The 22187-nt window shown below is 61.3% G+C and carries 18 protein-coding genes; 3 read left to right on the top strand and 15 right to left on the bottom strand.

Translation table 11 applies throughout. The features are described from left to right. Positions 1-100: 100 nt before the first annotated feature. Both ACZRMS_RS17055 and ACZRMS_RS17050 read left to right on the top strand, forming a co-directional pair. Positions 101-610 (top strand): hypothetical protein, encoded by a 510-nt coding sequence (locus ACZRMS_RS17055; protein ID WP_463996218.1) that lies wholly within the window; start codon positions 101-103, stop codon positions 608-610. A gap of 470 nt (positions 611-1080) precedes the next feature. After that, on the top strand, positions 1081-1491 hold the full coding sequence (locus tag ACZRMS_RS17050; protein WP_463996217.1) for an SRPBCC family protein: 411 nt from the start codon (positions 1081-1083) through the stop codon (positions 1489-1491). A gap of 403 nt (positions 1492-1894) precedes the next feature. On the opposite strand, the gene gudD is transcribed toward ACZRMS_RS17050, so the two are convergent. Continuing rightward, the gene (gene gudD, locus ACZRMS_RS17045) at positions 1895-3244 is read right to left on the bottom strand and encodes a glucarate dehydratase (protein ID WP_463996216.1); all 1350 of its coding nucleotides are present in this window, start codon (positions 3242-3244) and stop codon (positions 1895-1897) included. Between the two features lie 13 nt (positions 3245-3257). Continuing rightward, a complete protein-coding gene (locus ACZRMS_RS17040; RefSeq protein ID WP_463996215.1) occupies positions 3258-4598 on the bottom strand; it encodes an MFS transporter in 1341 nt (446 codons plus the stop codon). Between the two features lie 331 nt (positions 4599-4929). Between ACZRMS_RS17040 and ACZRMS_RS17035 the strand changes: the two genes are divergently transcribed. Then, a complete protein-coding gene (locus ACZRMS_RS17035) occupies positions 4930-5640 on the top strand; it encodes a FadR/GntR family transcriptional regulator (protein ID WP_463996214.1) in 711 nt (236 codons plus the stop codon). 399 nt (positions 5641-6039) lie between these two features. Here the strand turns inward: ACZRMS_RS17035 and ACZRMS_RS17030 are convergent, their stop codons facing one another. From ACZRMS_RS17030 to ACZRMS_RS16970, 13 genes are all read right to left on the bottom strand, one after another. Then, entirely contained in the window at positions 6040-8388 is a 2349-nt protein-coding gene (locus ACZRMS_RS17030) for a tetratricopeptide repeat protein (RefSeq protein ID WP_463996213.1), read from the bottom strand. Positions 8389-8410: 22 nt separating this feature from the next. Next, entirely contained in the window at positions 8411-10909 is a 2499-nt protein-coding gene (locus tag ACZRMS_RS17025; RefSeq protein ID WP_463996212.1) for a spermidine synthase, read from the bottom strand. Positions 10910-11008: 99 nt separating this feature from the next. Beyond that, a complete protein-coding gene (locus ACZRMS_RS17020; RefSeq protein ID WP_463996211.1) occupies positions 11009-12595 on the bottom strand; it encodes an arylsulfatase in 1587 nt (528 codons plus the stop codon). 72 nt (positions 12596-12667) lie between these two features. Beyond that, positions 12668-13681 (bottom strand): HAD family hydrolase, encoded by a 1014-nt coding sequence (locus ACZRMS_RS17015; RefSeq protein ID WP_463996220.1) that lies wholly within the window; start codon positions 13679-13681, stop codon positions 12668-12670. Between the two features lie 92 nt (positions 13682-13773). After that, positions 13774-14826 (bottom strand): hypothetical protein, encoded by a 1053-nt coding sequence (locus ACZRMS_RS17010; protein ID WP_463996210.1) that lies wholly within the window; start codon positions 14824-14826, stop codon positions 13774-13776. Then, on the bottom strand, positions 14823-16415 hold the full coding sequence (locus ACZRMS_RS17005; protein WP_463996209.1) for a VWA domain-containing protein: 1593 nt from the start codon (positions 16413-16415) through the stop codon (positions 14823-14825). The genes ACZRMS_RS17010 and ACZRMS_RS17005 overlap by 4 nt, the downstream gene beginning before the upstream one ends. Position 16416: 1 nt before the next feature. Further along, the gene (locus ACZRMS_RS17000) at positions 16417-17409 is read right to left on the bottom strand and encodes a vWA domain-containing protein (RefSeq protein ID WP_463996208.1); all 993 of its coding nucleotides are present in this window, start codon (positions 17407-17409) and stop codon (positions 16417-16419) included. Beyond that, positions 17396-17884, bottom strand: coding sequence for a DUF4381 domain-containing protein (locus ACZRMS_RS16995; protein ID WP_463996207.1), 489 nt, complete (start codon positions 17882-17884; stop codon positions 17396-17398). Before ACZRMS_RS16995 ends, ACZRMS_RS17000 begins: the two co-directional genes overlap by 14 nt. After that, positions 17881-18831 (bottom strand): DUF58 domain-containing protein, encoded by a 951-nt coding sequence (locus ACZRMS_RS16990; protein WP_463996206.1) that lies wholly within the window; start codon positions 18829-18831, stop codon positions 17881-17883. Before ACZRMS_RS16990 ends, ACZRMS_RS16995 begins: the two co-directional genes overlap by 4 nt. Positions 18832-18842: 11 nt before the next feature. Further along, the gene (locus ACZRMS_RS16985; protein WP_463996205.1) at positions 18843-19823 is read right to left on the bottom strand and encodes an AAA family ATPase; all 981 of its coding nucleotides are present in this window, start codon (positions 19821-19823) and stop codon (positions 18843-18845) included. Between the two features lie 24 nt (positions 19824-19847). Then, the gene (locus ACZRMS_RS16980; RefSeq protein WP_463996204.1) at positions 19848-20390 is read right to left on the bottom strand and encodes a hypothetical protein; all 543 of its coding nucleotides are present in this window, start codon (positions 20388-20390) and stop codon (positions 19848-19850) included. Further along, positions 20387-21148, bottom strand: coding sequence for a DUF2092 domain-containing protein (locus tag ACZRMS_RS16975; RefSeq protein ID WP_463996203.1), 762 nt, complete (start codon positions 21146-21148; stop codon positions 20387-20389). Before ACZRMS_RS16975 ends, ACZRMS_RS16980 begins: the two co-directional genes overlap by 4 nt. Positions 21149-21159: 11 nt before the next feature. After that, positions 21160-22068 carry a transporter gene (locus ACZRMS_RS16970; RefSeq protein WP_463996202.1) on the bottom strand — a complete coding sequence of 303 codons (909 nt, stop codon included), beginning with the start codon at positions 22066-22068 and terminating at the stop codon, positions 21160-21162. Positions 22069-22187: the final 119 nt, after the last annotated feature.

Genomic DNA, 22187 nt, shown 5'->3' with positions numbered 1-22187 from the left:
GAAGTCATGGGAGAGGTGATGCAGGAAGCCTTGGCTATGCGGCATGATGCTCCGGCTTCAATTCAATAACCGTGTTGCACTCAGCTCCTGCAACCGCCGAGTGTATTTATATTTCCATGGGGAAATGTTGACGCCGCTTCGGTCAACCAAAATTAAAACCTCCGGCAGGCACCCATTTGTAGAGCATGATGTCGTTGCTTGCCAACGAGATATTTCATACTTGCCTGATCACATCAGCTACAGAACCCCGATGGAATCAGCCCGGGTCGGGGTTGTTCCCTTGTATCCAGGCTTAGACTCTTCGTTTCTTGATGGCATGCTGGTGAGTGGAGTGCAGGCTTTGGTGCTAGAGCATGAAGGCAGCGAGTGGGTGATTGATGAGGGCTCAGGCCTGGTTGAAAGCCTTCGTAATGCCTCTCTCAAAGGTATTGTTGTTGTAGCTATTTCACGGTGTGCAGGTCGAAGCCCTCATAGAGTCGGCGATAATATTCGTGATGCGGGTGTTGTCTCAGCCGGTTATATAACTCGGGAGGCAGTGCTCGGGAAATTATATGTGCTGTTGGGAGTAAGATTAAAGCCGAATCAGATTCGTGAGTTTATTGAACATTGACTGAGGTGGAGGTTTAAATCAACGGGCCAATTAAAAGTATCGTTTTATTTAGTTTAAGTACATCTGGAGAGCAGTAGGGCTCCAAGAGAAGTGCCTTAGTCTAATCCACACGCTCTGGAGTTTTCGTTAAATTAACCTTCATCGGTTTATAGATATTCACGACATTCGATATGTTGTTTGACCCTGTTGCACTTTTTGATTGTGTGTGCCGATGGTACTGCTATCTCCCACACGCAGAGCCCGGCGGGACGTTCTCGGTGACGGTTATTTCACATTACCGCCCCGGCACTGCTGTATTACTGGTTGCTGCCCCGACATGACTGATCCATGGAGCCAATCGGCTCGGCCTTTCGTAGCCATGGATTGAATTCGAGCAACCCCCGCAGCATGCTGTCGTCGCTCACGCTGTACATCCGGATCGTCGAAAGCACAGCGGTCAAACCCCATTTATTCAGACAGGCACTTCTCACATGGCAACTGCATCCGCGTTTATCGATATTCCCGCTTCAGCCGATCAGGTGTGGCAATTGATCGGCGGTTTCAACTCACTGCCTGACTGGCTGCCGTTTGTTGTTAAAAGCGAGCCCGGCGAAGGCGGGCGCTTGCGCACGTTGCGTACCGAAGATGGCACGGTGATCGTCGAGCGGCTTGAAACGTTCGACAACGCGAACAAAACCTACAGCTACTCCATCACCAAGGCGCCGTTCCCGGTGACCGATTATCTGGCAACCTTGCGCGTCGAAGCACACGGCGACGCCTCGCGTGTGACCTGGTCGGGCCGCTTCACGCCACTGAGTGTCAGCGATGAGGAGGCACAAGAACTGTTTACCGGCATCTATCAGGGTGGCTTGATGGCGCTACGGGCCAACTACGCAGGCTGAAGAGCGGCGGGGTGCTTGATTTACAACGCAATTTTGGCACCGGCGCGGTCCGTGCAGACGGGGTTTGTGGTGGGTAAAAAATACCCAGATCAAGCGCCGTAATGGCTTTTTAAAATCAGTTTGGATCCAAAAAAATAATAAAAAGCGTGGCAATTTAATGACTTAGGTCAGTATTGATTTGAAATAAATTGTGCAGAATCACTTGTTACTGATTGTTACGATAGGGTAAGATCGCCCTGCGTTCACCTACCACGGTTTATGCATTTTTAAGCCCCAAGTTTCCATCAGCTACTTGGGCTTTTTTTTGCCTGTAATTCAGGATCGGATCCAGTCTTCAGGCATGAAAAAGGCGCCCGTTGCAGGCGCCTTCAGTCAAAACCCAAGCCATTGATCAATGGCCAACTCAGCGTACAAGACAGGGCTTTTTGTTGTCGTATTTCCAGCCGGGAATCATGTACTGCATGGCCACACTGTCGTCCCGTGCGCCCAGCCCCATACCTTTGTACAGCTCATGCGCCCTGGCCACGGCGTCCATGTCGATGTCTACACCCAGCCCCGGCCTTGCGGGCACCTTGATGTGACCGTCGACGATTTTCAGCGGCTCGTGTGTGAGGCGCTGGCCGTCCTGCCAGATCCAGTGGGTATCAATGGCGGTGATTTCGCCCGGGGCTGCCGCTGCAACCTGGGTGAACATGGCCAGGGATATATCAAAGTGATTGTTGGAGTGCGAACCCCAGGTCAGGCCCCACTCGTGGCACATCTGCGCAACCCGTACCGAGCCCTGCATGGTCCAGAAATGCGGGTCGGCCAGGGGGATGTCCACGGCCTGGGACTGAATCGCGTGACCCATTTCGCGCCAGTCGGTGGCGATCATGTTGGTGGCGGTGGGCAGCCCGGTGGCCCGGCGGAATTCAGCCATCACTTCGCGTCCCGAATAGCCGTTTTCCGCACCGCAGGGGTCTTCGGCATAAGCCAGCACTTTGTGCTGGTCGCGGCACAGTGCGATGGCCTCCTTGAGTGACCAGGCGCCATTGGGGTCCAGGGTGATGCGGGCAGCGGGGAAGCGTTCGGCCAGAGCGGTTACCGCGTCGATCTCTTCGGCGCCGCGCAGCACACCACCCTTGAGCTTGAAATCGTTGAAGCCATATTTGGCTTGTGCCGCCTCGGCCAGACGGACCACGGCCTGGGGGGTCAGTGCCTGCTCATGGCGCAAGCGGAACCAGTCATCGGCATCGGCTTCACTGCGGTAAGCCAGGTCGGTCTGCTGGCGGTCGCCGATGTAGAACAGGTAGCCGAGCATTTTCACGGCGTCACGCTGCTGGCCTTCGCCGAGCAAGGCTGCCACCGGTACTTCAAGGAACTGACCGAGCAGGTCGAGCAGGGCGGCTTCCATGGCGGTCACGGCATGGATGGTGATGCGCAGGTCAAAGGTCTGCAGGCCACGGCCCGCCGAGTCGCGGGCGGCGAAGGTGGTGCGCATGGCGTTGAGGATGCTCTGGTAGTTGCCGATGGGTTGGCCCACCACCAGGCTGCGCGCGTCCTCCAGGGTTTCGCGGATACGCTCACCGCCCGGCACTTCGCCGACGCCGATATTGCCGCTGCTGTCTTTGAGGATAACGATATTGCGGGTAAAGAAGGGCCCGTGGGCGCCGCTCAAATTGAGCAGCATGCTGTCATGGCCGGCTACCGGGATCACCTGCAGGCTGGTGACGATCGGGGCTTTTGTGCTGTGGTGCTGATGTTCGGCGTTCATGGTCTGTTCCTTGTCAGGCAGGTTGCAGGGCGGCGGGGGTCACAGCCGTTGGCGTAGGTTTGGTCTTGGCAAAGAACACGATGATTGCCGCAATGATCGACGTACCGGCCAGGCCATAGAGCCCGCCCTGAATCGAGCCTGTGGTTTGTTCCAGAAAACCGAAGGTGGTGGGGGCGACGAATCCGCCGAGGTTGCCGATGGAGTTGATCAGCGCGATCACGGCTGCTGCGATGCGTGCATCCAGGTAACCCTGGGGGATGGGCCAGAACAGCGCCGACGCCGATTTGAAGCCGATCGCGGCAAAACAGATGGCGATAAACGCAAAGATCGGGCCGCCGGTGGTGGAGAGGAACATGCCCAGCGCGGCAATCAGCAGGGCCGTTGCGATCCAGGCTTGTTGATACTTGAAGCGGCTGGCCAGCGATGCAAAGGCGTACATGGCGATAATTGAAATCAGCCACGGGATCGAGTTGAAAAACCCCACTTGCATGTCACTCAGGTCACCCATTTTCTTGATGATGCTCGGCAGCCAGAAGGTTGCCGCGTAAATGGTCAGCTGGATGCAGAAGTAGATCGCGCAGAACAGCATGATCTGGCGGTCCTTGAGTAGCGTAAGCATGCTGGGTTTTACGGTGTTTACCGCATCGCGCTCGCGCTGTTCGCGGTCAATTTCGTTGACCAGCGCGTCTTGTTCTTCACGGCTGAGCCATTTTGCGTCATGGGGCTTGGAGTCCAGCCAGTACCAGACAAAACCGCACAGAAACACCGAGGCCATGCCTTCGATGATGTACATCCACTGCCAGCCATGCAGGCCCATGCCGGTGATTTGCAGCAACAGCCCGCTCAGTGGCCCCGAGATCAGGGAGGCCAGCGCCGACCCGCTGAGGAAGATGGCAATCGCCTTGCCGCGCTCGGCGCCGGGCAGCCAGCGGGTGAAGTAATAGATCACGCCCGGGAAGAACCCTGCTTCGGCCACGCCCAGTAAAAAACGCAGGATATAGAAGTGGGTTTCGTTCTGGATAAAGGCCATCAGTGTGGCGGTGATGCCCCAGGTGAACATGATCCGGGTCAGCCAGATACGGGCGCCGACTTTTTGCAGCAGCATGTTGGACGGCACTTCAAACAGCGCGTAGCCGATGAAGAACAGCCCGGCGCCGAAACCGTAGGCGGCGGCACCAATGCCCAGGTCGTGCTCCATGTGGGTACGTACAAAGCCGATGTTTACGCGGTCAATGTAGTTGACGATAAACATGATGACGAAGAGTGGCAGTACATGCCTCTTCACCTTTTGGATCGCACGCGCCAGGACGGGGTCGTTGGCGTGCGCAGCAGACGGGTTGCTGGAAGTGTTCACAATTCAAAGCCCCACTGATTATTTTTATGCGGGTGATGTGTGCTGCAAGTCGGGCCTGCAGTTGCCAGACATCATACGAGTTGACTTTTGCCCTAGCAATGCCCTGAAACAAACCAATAAGTTATAAAAAATCTATTTATAACTGCTTTTTGGTCGATTTAACGCCGATTAAAGCCAATCTGTGCCTGGTTTAAGAGCGTTTTAAAGTACTTGTCTGTGGGAAGAGATTGTTTTTAAACAGCGGTTTATCTGAGTTTTATATAGGTTGTCATACATGTTTTGGCGGTTCAGGTGCTAGTATCAGGAGGTCTTATTCGAAGGGATTTGCCCCATGCACGACCCGCAGAGCGCACCGGTACGCAAGCGTTCCCCCGGCCTGGCCCACGACATCGTCGCCGAGCTGACACAACGAATCCTGTTGGGCCAACTGGTACCCGGCGAGAAACTGCCATCCGAGTCGGCCATCGTGCGTGAGCATGGTGTGAGTCGCACGGTGGTGCGTGAGGCGATTTCAAAATTGCAGGCATCGGGGCTGGTCGAAACCCGGCACGGGATAGGCACCTTCGTGCTTGAGCGCGATCAGCGCCAGGGCATTCAGTTGAGCCGCGATACGGCGGCCAGTGTGCGGGGCATCCTTGAATTGCGCATGGGGCTGGAGACCCAGGCTGCGGCGCTGGCGGCCAGACGTCGCACAGCAGAGCAACTGCTGCAGATGCGCCAGGCGCTGGATGACCATCAGGACTCACTGGCCAATAACGACAGCAGCGTCGAGCCGGACTTGCGCTTCCATCGTTTGATTGCCCAGGCCACGGGCAATACCTATTTCACCGATATCATTGCGCAGCTGGGGCGTTCGGTGATCCCGCGTACCCGGATCAATAACGAAGAGCGCGGTGATACCGACCTCAAGCAGTTGGGGCAAATGGCAGTGCTGGAACATGAGGCAATCTTGCGTGCCATCCGCCGGCAAGACCCCGACGCGGCCCGCGCGGCCATGCTGCTGCATCTAAGCAACAGCCTGGAGCGGATGGCGGGGGAGTGACCGTGGCGCCCCTGCGCACGGCCTTCTGTGAGGGGCGTTCGTGTCGTTTGGGCAATCGCGCGGTACAGCAAAAGCCAAGGCAATAATCAGACTTGAAACAGCACCTTTTTTTTGTGGGAGCGAGCCTGCTCGCGAAGCAGGCGACGCGCTCTATCTGGCGAACCGCAGTGATGCCTTCGCGAGCAGGCTCGCTCCCACAGTGGATTGGAGGCGTCACAGATCCCGTCGCCAAACAGGTTTTCCCCATGACAGCCCCTGCGTTCGGCCTTCTGTGAGGGCCGTAAGAGCGAAACCCGTAGAGCGCCGTGGCGCATCGAATGGATATGTACTCGGGCTGAATAACTGCAATTTTGAGTGGCAGCGGCTACAAGTTTTGCGTACCCCGCCGCTTGGCACTCATCACTTCAACGCCACATCCTGCGGATTGATCTTTTTCCAGGCCTGCAGCACCGCCTGCGCCTTGGGTTCCTGGCCGCTGTCGAGGTAGAACTGGATCAACGACAGCCGCGCATCACGGTTTGAAGGCTGGCGTTTGAGCAGGTCTTCCAGCTGCGCGCAGGCTTTATCCACCTCACCACTTTCGTGCAGCGCCACCGCCAGCACATAGCGGTATTGCGCATTCCCGGGTTCCAGTTTCACCGCCTTTTGCAACGCGGCCATGGCTTGTGCCGGCTGGCCTGCGCGGATCAGCGCCAGGCCCTGGGTGTGTTGCAGCAGGGCCGCGTCAGGGTGTTCCCTGATCCCGGCGTCGAGCAGGGTTTTGGCCTCGGCACCACGACCACTGGCCTCCAGCCATTGGGCCAGGGTGACCAGTGCCGGGAAGAAGTCCGGATCTCTGAGCAGGGCGGCCCGCAGCTTGGGTTCGACCTCGGCATTGCGCCCGCTGGCCTGATACAGCATGGCCAGGTTGAGATTGGATTCGGCCCGCTCGGCCAGGCTCAGTTGCACCGCCTCGTACTCGCCGATGGCCTTTTCCCAAGCGCCTTGCGCAGCACCCAGACCATTGCGTGCCGCTCCCAGCAGGTTGCGTGCGGCAATGATGCGCACTGCGCGCACATTGTCATCGAGCAGCGGTGTCAGCAGCGGCTGACGCTCGGCCGGTGGCAGGAATGCACTCACGGCACGCACCGCACTTTCACGGACTTGCGGTGCCGGGTCGTTGAGGTCCTTGCTGGCCAGTTTCAAGGCCGATTCGCTGGGGTAGTTCGCCAGCTCGGCCAATAACGTCGCCCGTTGAATCGCCGGCAGATTGCTGCGTCGCAACTGCTCGTACAGCGCCTGCGCCGCACCGGGTTGACCGCCGCGAATCAGCCACAGGCTTTCATCGTAGCGGGCGGCCTGGGGAGCGTCATGGGCGGTCCAGAGTTTGAATTGCTCGGTCACCTTGTCTCCCGCCTTGCCCTGGTGGCAGGTCAGGCAGGCATCCGGGGTGCCGAGGATTCTGGCCCGTACCGGGTTGGGCAGGCTGAAGCTGTGGTCATGGCGAAAGTCATTGCCCATGTACAGCTTGCCAGGCATATGGCAATCCACGCACCGGGAGCCGGGCTGGCCTTCTGTGTGCCGATGGTGCTCCACCGAATCGTAGTTTTTGGCCTGTAGCCCCTTGTCATCGATGCCGGGGATCGCAGCCTTGCCGGCGGGATTGTGGCATTGCAGGCAGACGCCATTGCCAGGTGCCTTGAGCTCGTTGCTGTGGGGGTTGTGGCAGTTGCTGCAGCGCACGCCCTTGTCGAACATTTTGCTTTGGGCAAAGGAGCCGTGTTCGAACACCTCGTCCTTGATTTTTCCGTCCAGGGCATACAGTTCGCGGGTCAGTACGCTGGGCAGATAGTCGTCCATCAGGCGCTTGCCGACGGTAAAACCATCGCCCAGGGGCGCACGACGGGCATGGCAGCGGGCGCAGGTTTCGATCTCGGCGGTGGCGTCCTTGCTTTTGAGGTCGACGTCGAAACCGGCATGGGGCAGGTCGTTTTTACCGGCCACCGATTGCAGGTGACTGGAGGCCGGGCCATGGCATGCCTGGCAGCCGACGCCAAGGCTGTTCCATTGGCTGTTGAAGCTGTTGGTCGCGGCATCGAAGTTGCGCTTGTAGCCGGTGGTGTGGCATTCGACGCACATAAAGTTGGCGTTCTGACTGGGCTTGCTCCAGTGCAGCGGATTCTTGAAGCTCACCCCCTGGCCGGGGTACAGGTGGAACCAGCGGTTTTTTTCGGTATCCCACGCGATGCCCAGCGCCTGCAGCTTGCCGTCGCCGACTTCGATCAAGTATTGCTGCAACGGGGCGATGCCGAAGGTGTAGGCCACCTTGAAGTCCGCAGGCTTGCCGTCTGCGCCCGGGGTGTTGACCCAGAACTCGTCGTTCTGGCGATAGAAGCGGGTGCGCTCGCCCTCGCTTTTGAACTGGACGTTATCGAAGCTGGCCAGCACGGTTTGCGCGTCGGCCTGTTGCATGGCGAGCTGATGATGAGAGCCTTGCCAGTCCTTGACTTGAGCGCTGTGACAACCCTGGCATTGTTGCTCATCGACCATGTGCGCGGGCGCAGCCCTGGGCACCACGGGGGCTGCCACCACGGCCATCGCCGGCTCATGGGCCAGCGGTGCCACGGGTTGCGGACGGTTGAGGAAAAACCACAAACCTGCGACCACCACCAGCAACACGGCGGCGATCACGGGGAACAGGTAACGGCTCATCAGGGCAGGGCGCGAATCAGGTTGGTCAGGTGAGGCTTTGTTTTTAGTATTGGGCATTACGACTTCCGCATCTGATTAACTATCTTTCGCCGACAAACCATCGGTAATAGGGGTTGGCGCCATCACCGCGTATGACTTCGCGGATGTCGCGGCCCCAGGCTTCGCGATCGCCATCATAGGCGTGCAGACTGGAACGGTAAAACTGCATCAATCGCTGTTGGTGAATGTTCATCCGCTCGACAAAAGCCGGGTCGGCATTGATCAGCGGCAACGGTTGGCGCAGGTCAAGCAGCGCCGGGAGTACCCGGCTGATTTCCTTGGCGCGCACCCAGGGTGCGTACTCGATATGGGGTTGGTCGTCGGTCACGGCAGGGGCATCGGCGGCAAAGCGTTCCAGGCCCTGGCGATCGGTCACCCAGGTGGCCAGCAGCGCCGCAGCCGAGGCTACCCCGACATCCTGCAAGGCATCGCGCACGCCGGGTTGTTCGAAGCGGGCGCTGATGCGGCCAGCGTCCAGTTCAATGGGTTCCATGGAGCCCACCAACAGCATTTCGTGAAACTCGCTGGTCCACAGCGTGGCATAAGGGAATACGTCGAGAAAACTGCGCACCAGCGAGCGCGAGTCGTCGATGTTTTGCGTCGGCAATGGCAACCATTGTGCGACCAGGCCTTTGGGGTGCAGACGTTGCGCGGCCAGTTGGTAGAAGTCCCGCGAGTACAGGTTGACCACGCCGGCGGCGGAGGGCGGTGGCGGTTCGAGGGTGATCAGGTCATAGCGTTGTTCGCTGCGCAGCAGTTCCTGGCGACCATCGCGCAAGCGCACCTGCAGGCCGGGGTCGGTTGCGGCATTGAAGTTGCCCTTGAACAGTGACGCAGCGCTGACCACCGAGGGCAACAGTTCTGCTACCACCCGCTGTTCCAGTTGCGGATAGCGCAGCAGTGCGCCCGCCGTGATGCCCGTGCCGAAACCGATTACCAGCGCCGAACGGGGCTCGCCGTTGTGGACCAGCAGCGGCAGCAGGGCCTGGATGCGCATGTAGCGCAGCGACGGCATGGCGTCGCCGGTGTTGGACACGCCCTGAATGTACAAACGGTGAAAGGCGCGTTCGCCCTTGCCCTGGGTCACGACGGCGACGGTGCCACCGCGGCCTTCTTCATAGAACGCCAACTCGGCGTTGCGCGCCCCCGGCAGCAGGCTGGCAAGCCGGTCAACGGGTGTCAGCCAGGCCACCAGCAGCGCCGCCAGTCCGACCGCGATCACCGCCTGGCGGCGACCCTTTTTTACCCCGTGCCCCTGGCGCACCGCCACATAACCCACGGTAGCAGCGATGATCGCCAGCAGCCCGAGGGTGCGCACCAGTCCCAGCAGCGGAATCAACACAAAGCCGCACAGTGCAACCCCGACAATGCCGCCCAGGGTATTGAATGCCACCACCGCCCCGACATCGCGGCCCACCCGGTGCGGGCCTACGCACAGGCGCACGGCCAGAGGGAAGGCGGCGCCCAGCAGCACAGTAGGGACAAATACGATGCTCAGCGCGGCCACCGCGAAACGGCTGCTCATGCCCAGCAGTACACTGCCGCCCAACGCCAGGGTCAGCGCCTCGGCCTGGGTTTGCAGCACGATCAGCCAGCGCCCCAGCAGGGCGATTTCCAGCAGGGCCACCAGGCCCGCGCCTGCGATCAGCAAGCCAAACAGGCCCCAGGGATCGCGGATGCGATCAACCCGGCGGGCCATCAGGCTGCTGCCGATAAACAAGCCGGTCAGATAGGTCGCCAGCACCACGGCAAAGGCGTAGGTGCGGGTGCTCATGAACTGCACGATGGACTGCGACCACACCACTTCGTAACCCAGCGCCACGCCGCCGGCAATGGCATAGAGCACCATGGCCAAACGTGCGGGGGCATGGGGTGTGGCCGGGGTTTTGGCCGCAGCCGCGGGGGTGGCATGACTGCGTTGCAGCAGGCACGAACCCAGGGCGGCGACCAGGTTGAGCACGGCGGCGGCAATGGCGCTGCCGCGCACACCGAGGGTGGCGATCAGCACAAAGGCCGTGAGCAAGGTGCCGACAATGGCTCCGGCGGTATTGGCGGCATACAACCGGCCACCGGCCTGGCCCAGATGTTGCGGGTCAGCCGCCAGCGCGCGCATCAGCACCGGCAAGGTGCCGCCCATCAATAGCGCGGGCAGGCCCACCAACAGCAAGGGTAAAAACCAGGCCAGCAGACCGACCTGCCGGTCGAGCCAGGCGAACGGCGCGGCGGCCATGCTCAGCCCCAGAGTGGCGCCAACCCCCAGCAGTGCCACGCCGATCTCAAGACCGGCGTACAGCAGCAGGGGTTTGCCCAAACGGTCGGCGAAGCGGCCAAACAGCAGCCCGCCCAGCGCCAGACCGGCAAAGAAAGCACTGATGCCGGTGGTGATGGCATACACCTCGACGCCGATCACCAGTGACAGTTGCTTGATCCAGATGACTTGATAAATCAGCGCAGCGGCGCCGGAGATGAAGAGCAACAAGGCAGGCATTAATACCGTTGTGCGAGGGGCAGTCTGAGACGCGGAGAGGGCTAACGGCATTGCGCAGGGCCTTGTGCAGAAAGAATTCGGGAGTAGCAGGTGTGAGCTCAAGCCGTGGGAGCTGGCAAGCCGGCTCCCACGGAATTGAGGTAAATCGTTTTACTGCGCTGGCTGGTTCTTCATTTTTTCGGCGATCTTGGCGTCTACTTCAGCACGCACCTGATCGACACTGAAGCTGGCCGGTTTCTGGCTCGGTGGGTAATCGACAAAAGTCTCGAGGAACTTGGCCGCTTTCATCGTCGCCACACCTGTCAGGTAAACGTTTTTTGTGGCCCAGTCGTAATACTGGTCAGACACCACGTCGGCACGTTCGAACGGGTCCATGCGCAGGTTGAAGATTTTCGGCACCCGCAGGCACACGAAAGGTTCGCTCCACACCTTGAAACCGCCCGGTTCACGCTGTTCGCAGAACACGGCTTTCCAGTTGCCGAAACGCATCGACACCAGCATGCCGTCATCATTGAAGTAGTAGAACTCGTTACGCTCACCTTTAGGCTGCTGGCCGGTCAGGTACGGCAGTTGGTTGTAGCCGTCCAGATGCACCTTGAAGTTGGTGCCGCCGGCGACCGGGGCCCAGCCCTTGAGCAGCTTGCCTTTGACGTCTGTGTCGCCTGCCACGGCGAGCAGGGTAGGGAACCAGTCCATGCCCGAGAACATCTCGTTGCTGACTTCGCCCGGTTTGATCTTGCCCGGCCAGCGCACGATGGCGGGTACGCGGTAAGCGCCTTCCCAGTTGGAGTTCTTCTCGTTGCGGAACGGCGTGGTGGCCGCATCCGGCCAGGAGAACTGGTTCGGCCCGTTATCGGTGGTGTAGACCACGATGGTGTTGTCGGTCAGCTTCAGGTCGTCGAGGGTTTTGAGAAGCTTGCCGACATCGCCGTCATGCTCAAGCATGCCATCGGCGTAGTCGTTGCCGGGCATACCACTCTGGCCCTTCATGGAATCGCGCACGTGGGTAAACAAGTGCATGCGCGTCGTGTTCATCCAGACGAAAAAAGGCTTGTCGGCCTTGGCCTGCTTTTCGATGAACGCTTGGGCGGCTGCCGTTGTTTCGTCGTCGATGGTTTCCATGCGCTTGGCAGTCAAGGCGCCGGTGTCTTCAATCTTGCCGTCGGCATAACTGTGGATCACGCCACGGGGGGACGCTGTTTTGACGAAATCAGGGTCGTCTTTTGGCCAGTAAGGGCGCTCGGGTTCTTCCTCGGCATTGAGGTGGTACAGGTTGCCGAAGAACTCGTCAAAACCATGGTTGGTCGGCAAGTATTCGTCGCGGTCCCCCAGGTGGTTTTTACCGAATTGCCCGGTGGCATAGCCTTGCGACTTGAGCGCCTGGGCAATGGTGATGTCACGTTTTTGCAGGCCCACCGGTGCGCCCGGTACGCCCACCTTGGACAAGCCGGTGCGCAGCGGAGTCTGCCCGGTAATGAACGAGGAGCGGCCAGCGGTGCAGCTGTTCTCCGCATAGTAGTCGGTGAACATCATGCCTTCTTTGGCAATCCGGTCGATGTTGGGGGTTTTGTAGCCCACTACACCCATGGAATAGGCGCTGATATTGGATTGGCCAATGTCATCGCCAAATATCACCAGGATGTTGGGTTTTTCGGCGGCAACAGCGGTGGCAGACAAGGCCATCACCGAAGCCGCCACCAGGGCGATTTGGGGTAACCACGTGGAAATTCGAGCCATGCAACGTACTCCTTGTGAGCTTGAGTCGCTTAGCGCGACCAACGTTTAGTGCAATCCTGTTTATGGTTTTTCTTATTGCGGGTGCTGGGTGTTGGTGGACTCAAATGGATAGATCTGCCGCCATTCGGTTGCCATATCGACAATAGTCCAGTCTTGCTTTTTTGCTTCATCGAGGGCCTTGTCCAGGCGTCCTATTTTTGAGTCCTTGTCATACGCCCACTCGCGCCTGGCGTCGGTGTGGTGCACCAGGCCCATGAAGCGCGGGCCAGGGCCTGCGGCGGTCCATTGCAACATTTGCAGGTCACCGTCGGAGTTGCCGAAGGCCAGGATCGGCCGGCGGCCAATCACGCTGTCGATGCTCACCGGTTTGCCCGGGCCGTCATCGTTGTGGGCGATTTTTGCGGTGCGCAGAATGGACGGCTTGCCGTCCTTGAGCTGGTACTCGGTGACAAACGTGGACCCGATCACGTGTTCCGGCGGGATGCCGTATACCTCTTCGGCAAACACGCGCATAAACCCGGTGTCGCCACCCGACACCATGTACGGGGTGAAGCCCTGGCCGCGCAGGTAGTCGAGCACTTCCAGCATCGGCTTGTAGACCATCTCGGTGTAGGGCTTGCCGGTAGTGGGGTGACGGGCCGTGCTCAGCCAGCGCTGCACGTTGTCGCGAAATTCATCGGTGGTGAGCCCGGCGTGGGTAGCCATGAAGATTTTCAGCAGGCCTTCCATGCCGCCTTCGGCCAGGGCCTTGTGGTCGTTCTCGATCACTGCCTTGAATGGTTGCTGGTCTTTCCACTCCGGGTGTTGGGGGGCCAGGCGCTTGATCTCGTCGAAGGCGAACAGCTCTTCGAAGTACCCCGGTTGCTCGCTCCACAACGTGCCGTCGTTGTCGAACACGGCAATCCGCGCTTCGGGTTGTACAAAGTCTTTGTTGTTCGGGGTGGTGACCGTCTGCACAAATTCGATGATGCTTTTTTTCGCCGGACCGTCGTTCCATGACGGCAGCGGATCTGCCGCTTGCGCGAACAGGGGCAGGGCAAACAGCAACGCCGTCAGCGCTTTTGTAAATACCCTGTTGCCGGTCAAGGGCCTCTTGTAGCAGCCCCGGCGGGAGCGAGCCTGCTCGCCAAGGTCGTTCGCGAGCAGGCTCGCTCCCACGGCGACTGGTATTGATGTATTCATTCTTGGAAGTCCTTTTCATGACCAGGATTAAGTGGGCGCAAACCATAGGTTTTGCGTGGAGGTCGCGTGCGCAGCCAGTGGTTGATCACACTGAAACCGTGTTGCAACCGGCGGCGGTTCATATAACCGATGCCCGCCAGCAGCAGGATTGAGCCCGGGAGCAACAGCGACCCGGGGATGTGCAGCCGGGTCGGTTGCCCCAGCTGTTCAAGGTCGCGGGTGATGGAAAACACCGGGCGGTCGCCGCTGTTGGCGGTGGCCTTGAAGCTGAACCCCGGCACCTGGCTGACCTGCACCTTGCGGTTCACGCTGTCCCACCATTTGACGCTGATCGCCGGCAGGGTGAAGTTGCCTTCGCGCTCGATGCGATAACTCACGCGGTCGATACGTTGCCCGCCGATGAAGCTGCCACGGCCGTCGTCCAGATTGCGCACCTGCGGGGTTTTCGGGTAGGCACTGAGCCCGGCGAGGGTGCCCGGTGCCGGGGTTGGCAAGGACAGGCCGGGGGTGTTGTCGGCTTGCAGGGTCAGTGTGCGACTGAGGCTGTCACCGACTTTGAACGGGCCTGCATTCGGGCTGATGGTCTGGCTAAAACGCAGTGCGCTGGCCACCAGCACCGGTTCGCCGGGGCTGAAGCCGCTCGGCAGGCTGGCGCGCAACTGCATCGCCGGTGTTTGCGCCGACAGCTCATGGCTGGCCTGGGCCGGGGTTGCCCGCACGGTGAAAGGGGGAATGGCGAAGCCTTGCGCCAGGTTCGGGGTGATGCGGTAGGTGTAGCGCAGGCCGGTGAAGGTTTGGCCATCCCGGGTTTGCGTGAGGTGTTGGGCCTCGGCATTGGGCGGCAAAATATCGGTGCCGCTGATCGACAGTTCCGGCAGCGTCGCGGCGCTGGTGAACCAGGTGTCGGTCAGCACATCGACTTGCAGTTGCAAGGGTTCGCCGACCACCACCGCGTCACCCGGAACAAGGCGGGTTTGCACCAGCAACTGCGGCTCATCAGCCCGGGCCAGGGCGCTGCACAGCAGCAAGGTCCAGCCCAGGCGTTTCATGGCGCCACCTTCGGTTGCTGTGCGGTCTGGTCTTGCAGGCTGAATTTCTGACGCAGGAAGTTGGCCGGGGACGTGGTGAGGTTTTGCAGCCATTGCTCGTCGCTGGCCGCTTGCCGGGTTTGCAGCGGTTTGCTTTGGCCTTTGCCCGGTTGCCCGTCGAACTTGATCGCGTCGGGTTTGACCTCGGGGGTGTTTTGCCCGGCGCTCTCGGTGTCTTTCAGCAGGGCCAGCGCCAGGGCCAGGTTGGCGCTGGCTTCGGGGAACTGCGGTTGCAAGGTCAGCGCCTGGCGGTAGGCGGCAATCCCTTGCTCGAACTTGAAACGGCGCACGTAGATATTGCCCAGGTAGAAGTACGCCTGGGGCGTATCCAGTTGCGCAAAGCTGGCCAGTGCCAGGTCGAAATCGGCGGCGTTGTAGGCGGCGATGCCTTTCCAGTACGGGTCAACGAACAGCTCGGCCGCTGCCGGGTAATGCTGATGCTCAAAGGCCCAGCGCCCTTGCTGGTCACGGGTGAAGAAGGCATCGGTCAGGGCGTTGGCCTCAGCGGGTGCCGGTTGCAGGGCCAGGCCCGCGCCCAGTACCAGCACGGCGTTCCAGTTCAGGCTCCAGCCACGGCGCACCGAGAAAAACCCGATCAACAGTAGCGGCCCGCACAGCCAGTAGCCCGCGTCCTTCCATTGCAGCCCGCGCTGTTCATCGCTGGCGGCCTGAAAGTGCTGCCGGGCGTGGCCTTCGATCCAGTCCAGATCGTCATCATTGATGGTCAGGCTGCCCAGCGGCGCATCGGTGGCGACGGCCAGTTGCTTGAGTGCGGCGCTGTCGAAGCTGCCCAGCTCGGGGCGGCCATTGCTGTCGGTGCGCGGCTGGCCGCTGGCATCGCGGATGATCCCGCCATTGGCACTGCCAACGGCCAGTACCAGTACTTGCAGGGCGCTGCCTTGCAGCAGTGGTTTGAGACTGTCCAGCTGCGCGGTGTCGGCGCCGTCGGTGATCAGCAGCAAGGTGCCGGGGGCTTTTTCGGCCTGGAGCAGGCGTTTGGCCTGTTCGATCACTGCCGCCACATTCTTGCCGGGGAGGGCGATCAGGTCAGTGCCCAGGGCCTGGATAAAACTGTCCAGCAGCGCCGGGTCGTCGGTGGCGGGCAGTACCAGATGCGCGCTGCCTGCATAGGCAATCAAGGCCGTGCGTGCGCCGCTGCGCCGGGCGATCAGGTCGTGGAGTTTGTGTTTGGCGGCTTCCAGGCGTGTCGGTTGCACATCGCTGGCGTCCATCGAGGGTGACAGGTCCAGGGCGATGATCAGCGGGGCACGGTTTTGCAGGAACGCCGGGCGATCCTGTTCCCAGGTGGGGCCTGCCGTCGCGATGGCGCCAAGGATCAGCAGGGCGGCCGTCAAATGCACCGGGCGCAGGCGGTGAGGGTCTTGCGGGGTGATCAGCAAGTGGGGCAGCAGATGCGGGGCAATGATCGCCCGCAAGCGGCGTTGCTGGTCGTGGCTGCGGCGCCACAGCAATGGCAGCAGGGCGCCGAACACAGCCAGCAGCAGCCAGTACGGGCGCAGAAAGTGGAAGTCGCCGAGGTTGATCTCCATTTCAGACCTCCTGCCGGGCCGGGCGTTGATGCAGCCGCGAGGCGAGCAGCGCGCACAGGTGATACAGCGCCAACAGGCTGATGGCCGCCGCCAGCGGTAACCAGAACAGGTCCCGCTTGGGTTGATGGCTCAGGGTTTTGACCTGGTGCGGGGTGATGCGGTCGAGGGTGGCGTAAACCTGGTTCAGGCTGTCACGGTCTTCGGCGCGAAAGTACTGGCCGCCGGTGCTTTTGGCGATGCCTTGCAGAGCCGTAAGGTTGACCTTGGCTTCGCCTTCGGCATTCGGGTCGCCAATGCCGATGGTGTGAATCACCACGCCTTTGGCCGCTGCCATTGCGGCGGCACGGGTCGGGGGGATGGCGCTGTGGGTGTCGTTGCCATCGGTGAGCAGGATCAGCACCTTTTGCGGCTCGTGGGCCTGGTCGAGCAGTTTGAGGCTCAGGCCAATGGCATCGCCGATGGCGGTATTGGGCCCGGCCATGCCGATCCCGGTGTCTTCGAGCAGCAACGACAGGCTGGCGTGGTCAAGGGTCAGCGGCGCCTGGGGGTAGGCGCCGCTGCCGAACACGATCAGGCCGATGCGGTCGTCCTTGCGGCGCTGGATAAAGTCCTGCACCACCTGTTTGACGGCGGCCAGGCGGTTGATTTTGTTCCCGTTGGCGTCTGTGAAATCGGTGGTTTCCATCGATTGCGAGATGTCGATGGCCAGCATCAGGTCGCGCACCGGTTGCTGGCGTTCGATGGGCTTTTCGACCCACACCGGTCTGGCCACAGCCACTACCAGCAAGGTCCACACCAGCAGATTGAGCAGCAGTTGCCAGAGGTTATGCCGTGTACCTGCGGCCTGTGGCGCCTGGTCGATGGCGCGGCTCATGGCGTTGAAAAACGGCACGCGCACCGCACTGCGGGCCTCGCGGTACGCGGGCAGCCAGCGGTAGCCGAACCACGGTAAAGGCAGCAACAGCAGCAACCAGGGGTAATCAAGCTGCCACATGGTGTTGCTCCACCCAGCGTGTGCAGGTCTCGAACAGGTAGTGGCGCTGGGTGTCCGGCAATGCCAGCAACTGGTCATCCGGGGCATAGGCCAGGAACGCCAGTTGCTCGCTGAAATCGTCGGGCAGGGGTTGCGCACTGTGGCTGCGCAAAAAGCCTTGCCAGGCCTCGCCCTGCAACGGGCCTGCAGGCTGTGGGACCGGCATCGACAGGGCCACGCGTTTAAGCAATGTGGGCAGCTCGCGCAAGGTGGCGAGCGGGTCGTTGGCCGCGCGCAGCTGGGCCAAGCGTTGCAAGGCCTCGCGCCGGTAGCGGTTGCGCCGCCAAAGCCAGTAAGTGCGCGCGGCCCACACTGCCAGCCCGGCCAGCACAACTCCTAGCAACGCCCACCAGCCCCAGGTCTGCGGCATGTAACTGACGGGTGCAGGCAGGGCCAGGCTTTGCAGTTGATCGATGTCGGGGATGGGAGTGCTCATCTACGCGGCCCACCCAGCTTGCCCAGTTCAGTGCGTAACTGGCTGTGGGCATCCAGCGCGGTGCTGAACATCATCAACGGCACCTGGCTGCGGCGCAGCAGGCTGGCAATGTCCTTGAAGCGACCGCTGAGAAAGTCCCCCAGAGGTTGGCGGATGTGCGGGTGCTGCACCGCCAGTTCTACTTGCAGCTGGCCCTGGGTCACCAGCAAGTGGCCGTTTTTTGGCAGGTCCAGCGCCAGGGGGTCGTAGACTTGCATCGCGATCACATCGTTGTGCGCCGCCAGTTGACGCATCAGCTGCAGGGTGCGCGGGCCTGCACCGGCGAAATCGCTGATCAGGCAAATCAGGTGGTCATGGCCGGCCACGGCAAGGCAGTGTTGCAGCACCTTGTCCAGTTGGTCGGCGTCTTCGCAGTCGGGTTGCGTGGCATTGAGCTGGCGGTTTTGCTGCACGATTTTGCTGCACAGCGCTTCGACCCGTTTGCGGCTTCGCAGCGGGGCGATGCTGTCGATGCGCTGGTCGTTGAACACCAGCCCGCCGACCCGGTCGCCGGCGTTGAACACCATCCACGCAGCCAATGCGCCCAGCTCGGCGGCGGTGGCGGATTTGAAGCTGTGGCTGGAGCCAAAAAACATCGACATGCGTTGATCGACAATGATCAGCGCCGGGCGGTCGCGCTCTTCGGTAAAGGTGCGCACCACCGGTTTGCCGGTGCGCAACGAGGCCCGCCAGTCGAGGTGGCGCAGGTCGTCACCGGGCTGGTAGCGGCGCAGTTCGTCGAAGTTCAACCCACGGCCCCGCAAGCGCGAAGCATGGTTGCCCGAAAGGATGCTGCCCCGGGGTTGGCGGGCGACAAAACTCAATGCGCGCGCCTTGAATTCCAGCGCCATCAATTGCGCCAGAGACACATACACCCATCCATCGGCGGCCTGCTGTGGAGCGTACATCGGCAAGCTCCTCAGGCCGGGATTGCGACTTTGTCGAGAATACGGTCGAGCACCTGATCGGCACTCACGCCATCGGCGACGGCGTCGTAGCTCAGTTGCAGGCGGTGGCGCAGCACCGGATGCACCATCGCGCGAACATTGTCCGGTGTGACAAAGGTCTGGCCTCGCAGCCAGGCGTCGGCGCGGGCACAACGGTCCAGGCCGATGCCGCCCCGGGGGCTGGCGCCGATGACGATCCAGCGCGCCAGGTCAGGGTCGTAGTCGGCCGGGTGCCGGGTGGCGTTGACCAGGTCGATCAGGTAGCGGTCGATGGCGGGCGAGACGGCCACCGCGCTGACTTCGCGGCGGGCGGCAAAAACGGCCTCCTGGCCCAGGGAAAATCCTGCGCCGGCCTCAGTTTTTGCTCCGTGGGCCTGTTCTTCACCGCGCAGCATACGCAGCACCTGGGACTCATCCGCCGGGGTGGGGTAGTCGAGCAGCACCTTCATCAGAAACCGGTCCATCTGCGCCTCGGGCAGCGGGTAGGTGCCTTCCTGTTCGATGGGGTTTTGCGTGGCCAGCACAATAAACAGCTCGGGCAATGGATGGCTGTTGCCGGCCACGGTGATCTGGCGTTCTTCCATGGCTTCGAGCAAGGCAGCCTGCACCTTGGCCGGAGCGCGGTTGATTTCGTCCGCCAGGATCAGGTTGCCGAACAGCGGGCCGGGCTGGAACATGATCTGGTTCTGGCCGTCGACCTGATGCAGCACTTCGGCGCCGGTGATGTCCGAAGGCAGCAGGTCGGGGGTGAACTGGATGCGGCTCATCCTGGCGTCCAGGTGTTTGGCCAGTGCCTTGACGGTGCGGGTCTTGGCCAGCCCCGGCAGGCTTTCCAGCAACAGATGACCGTTGGCCAGCAGGCCGATGATGATCTGGCGGATAACCTCGTCCTGCCCCAGCACCGCTTCGGCGATGCTGGCTTGCAGGGCGTTTAGATCGTTGAGCGCTGTCATAAAGTATTCCTAGCCTGAACACGATTACCAGGGAGCGGGGACCACCACAAACTGAACGTTGCCGCCCACGTAACGCGGTTGGTACCAGGTGGGGCCGCAGTGCTGGTACGCCACATTGCTGGCCACCACCGACACGCAACCGGCGGGCACACTGGCCACTTGGGTACCGATGGCCAGCACCGTCGCCGTGGTTGCACCAATCACCGCGGCTGTCGCCCACGGGTGATACCAGTTATCCGGTGGCGGTGGCGGAGGGGGTGGCGGCGGTGGCATGGGCGGTGGCGGGTGAGGCCCCGGCCCGGGGTAGGGATGTGGTCCCGGTTGCGGATAAGGATGTGGCCCTGGCTGTGGATATGGATGTGGCCCTGGCTGTGGATAGGGGTGCGGCCCGGGTTGCGGATGCGGTTGGGGCATCGGGTGCGGAGCCGGGGGTGGATGGCCGCCGTTGTGGGGCACGACAAAGGTACGTGCGCCGCCCCCGTTGCGCAGTTGCCAGGCCTGGGCGACGGAGATATGCAACAGGCTGGCACTGAGCACGCCGCACAGCAGCCAATGCATGCGCTTCATGGCTGTGCCTCCAGGCTGTACTTGTTGGGCGCCCACTGCAGGGGCACTTCCTGAGCGCCCGGGGGCGGTACGAACTCAAAGCTGCCCGCGTTGACCGGTGCGTTGAGTTGCCAGGTGTAGTCCACGCTGTGGCGGGGTTTTTCGGGGATGTCACGGCGGCTGATGGTCAGGCGGCAGGGCAGCGGTTGCTCCCCCTGGCGCAGCCACAATTGCCAGTCGATATCGTCCTGGCGCAAGGCGTAATGGTCGCAGCGCTGGCCGTCCAGGGTGTCGCTGCCAATCAGCACGGCGGACTTGAGCCCCACCTGCCGGGCGGTGCCGGCGTTCCAGCGGAACAAGTCCGCCAGCGGCAATTCGATGCCGTAGCGCACGTCGAGCAGGTCGATCAGTGCGTCAATGCTGGCAGGCGCCGGGGTGCGGGCGTAGTAGGTGCCGGGGCTCTGGTAGAGGGTGAAGGTCTTGCCGTTGTAATAGAGGCTGCGCCGCTTGCCCTGGTCGTCAACCGAGACCATCAGCTTGTCAGGCTGCCGGGCCAGTAGTTGGGTGGAATGGCGAAACTCGATGGTCTGGCCGTTTTCCAGCACCTGATCAGTCTGGCTGCGGGCCTCGACGCCGAACTGCTTGAGGCTGCGCAAATAACTGCCCATCCGCTCCAGTGCCTGCAAGGCCCCGGGTTCAATGGCGACGTTATCGCCAGCCTGGGCCTGACCGGTAATGGCCAGGAGCAGGCCCAGCAAGGCGTGACGGAAGGGGGGCATGGGGGCGGCCTCTACCAGACGTACTGCATGCGAACTGTCCAGGTAGCGACATCCGGTGAGCCGGTGCGCTCCGCCACTGTGTCGGTGTAAGCCAGCATGCCGCCAACCTGGGGCGTCAGCATGAACCCCATGCTGGCGCCTACCAGGGTGTTTTCCTGTTTGTTGTCTTGCCAGTCACCGTCGATTCTGGTTTCGCCGCCGCGGCTGTAAGTGGCATCCAGCGACGCCCACAACGCACGGTTGATGGTGTAGCTGTAGTGGCCTTCGACGGCATACAGCGGTTTTTGTTCGAGCTTGCTGTCGCCCTGGTAATCGTCGTTGTCACCGAACAGCGAGACCCAGGTATTGACCTCCAGCCAGGTCGGGCCAAACGGTGTGCCGAAGCCGATTTCCGGTTTGAACACCCAGCGGTTGGCGCCGATATTGATCACCCGGTTTTTATCGTAATCCCCGGTCGGCGTGGTGACCCACAGCGCACCCGTGAGGAAGGTTTCGGGGGTTGCCTTGGCAAATTCTTCCTTGGTCAGGGCCGGGCCGCCAAAGATGTTGTGCACCAGCACGACCTGGGTGTCGCCCATGCCGCCGTTGTGTTTGGTGCCGCTGAAGTACTGCGCGTTGTCGAACGAGGCTGAAATATCGGCATAGGGTTGCAGGATCTGGATCGCGCTGTTGCGGCCATCGACTGCGAATGAGCGGGCATATCGCATGATGTAGACATCGGCATTGAGCGACAGGCCGTCGATGGGCAGCGAGGTATCAATAGGGGTGTTGGTGTCGACGCGGTTGTAATAGCCAAACACCATGTTCAAATCGGTGGGCGTGTTTTGCCAGTCCCGAGCGTTATCTGCCCAGCCCAGTAGCGGCACCATGGCCAGAGTGAGTGCGCTGTAACTGGCCTTTCGGGCGGTGGTCAACCCCATTGCTTTGCTCCTTCAATCGCTCTTTGGCGGTTTGTCATCCGAGGCCCGGCGGGAGTGGGCGTTGGTTTGGTGCGTTGGCTGGTAAGTGCTCAAGTGCGGCACATCAGTTTTTAGAGTAA

Source organism: Pseudomonas sp. B424 (assembly GCF_055408345.1).
The sequence above is the reverse complement of the archived record's forward strand: the minus strand, read 5'-3'. Positions and strand labels throughout refer to the sequence as shown.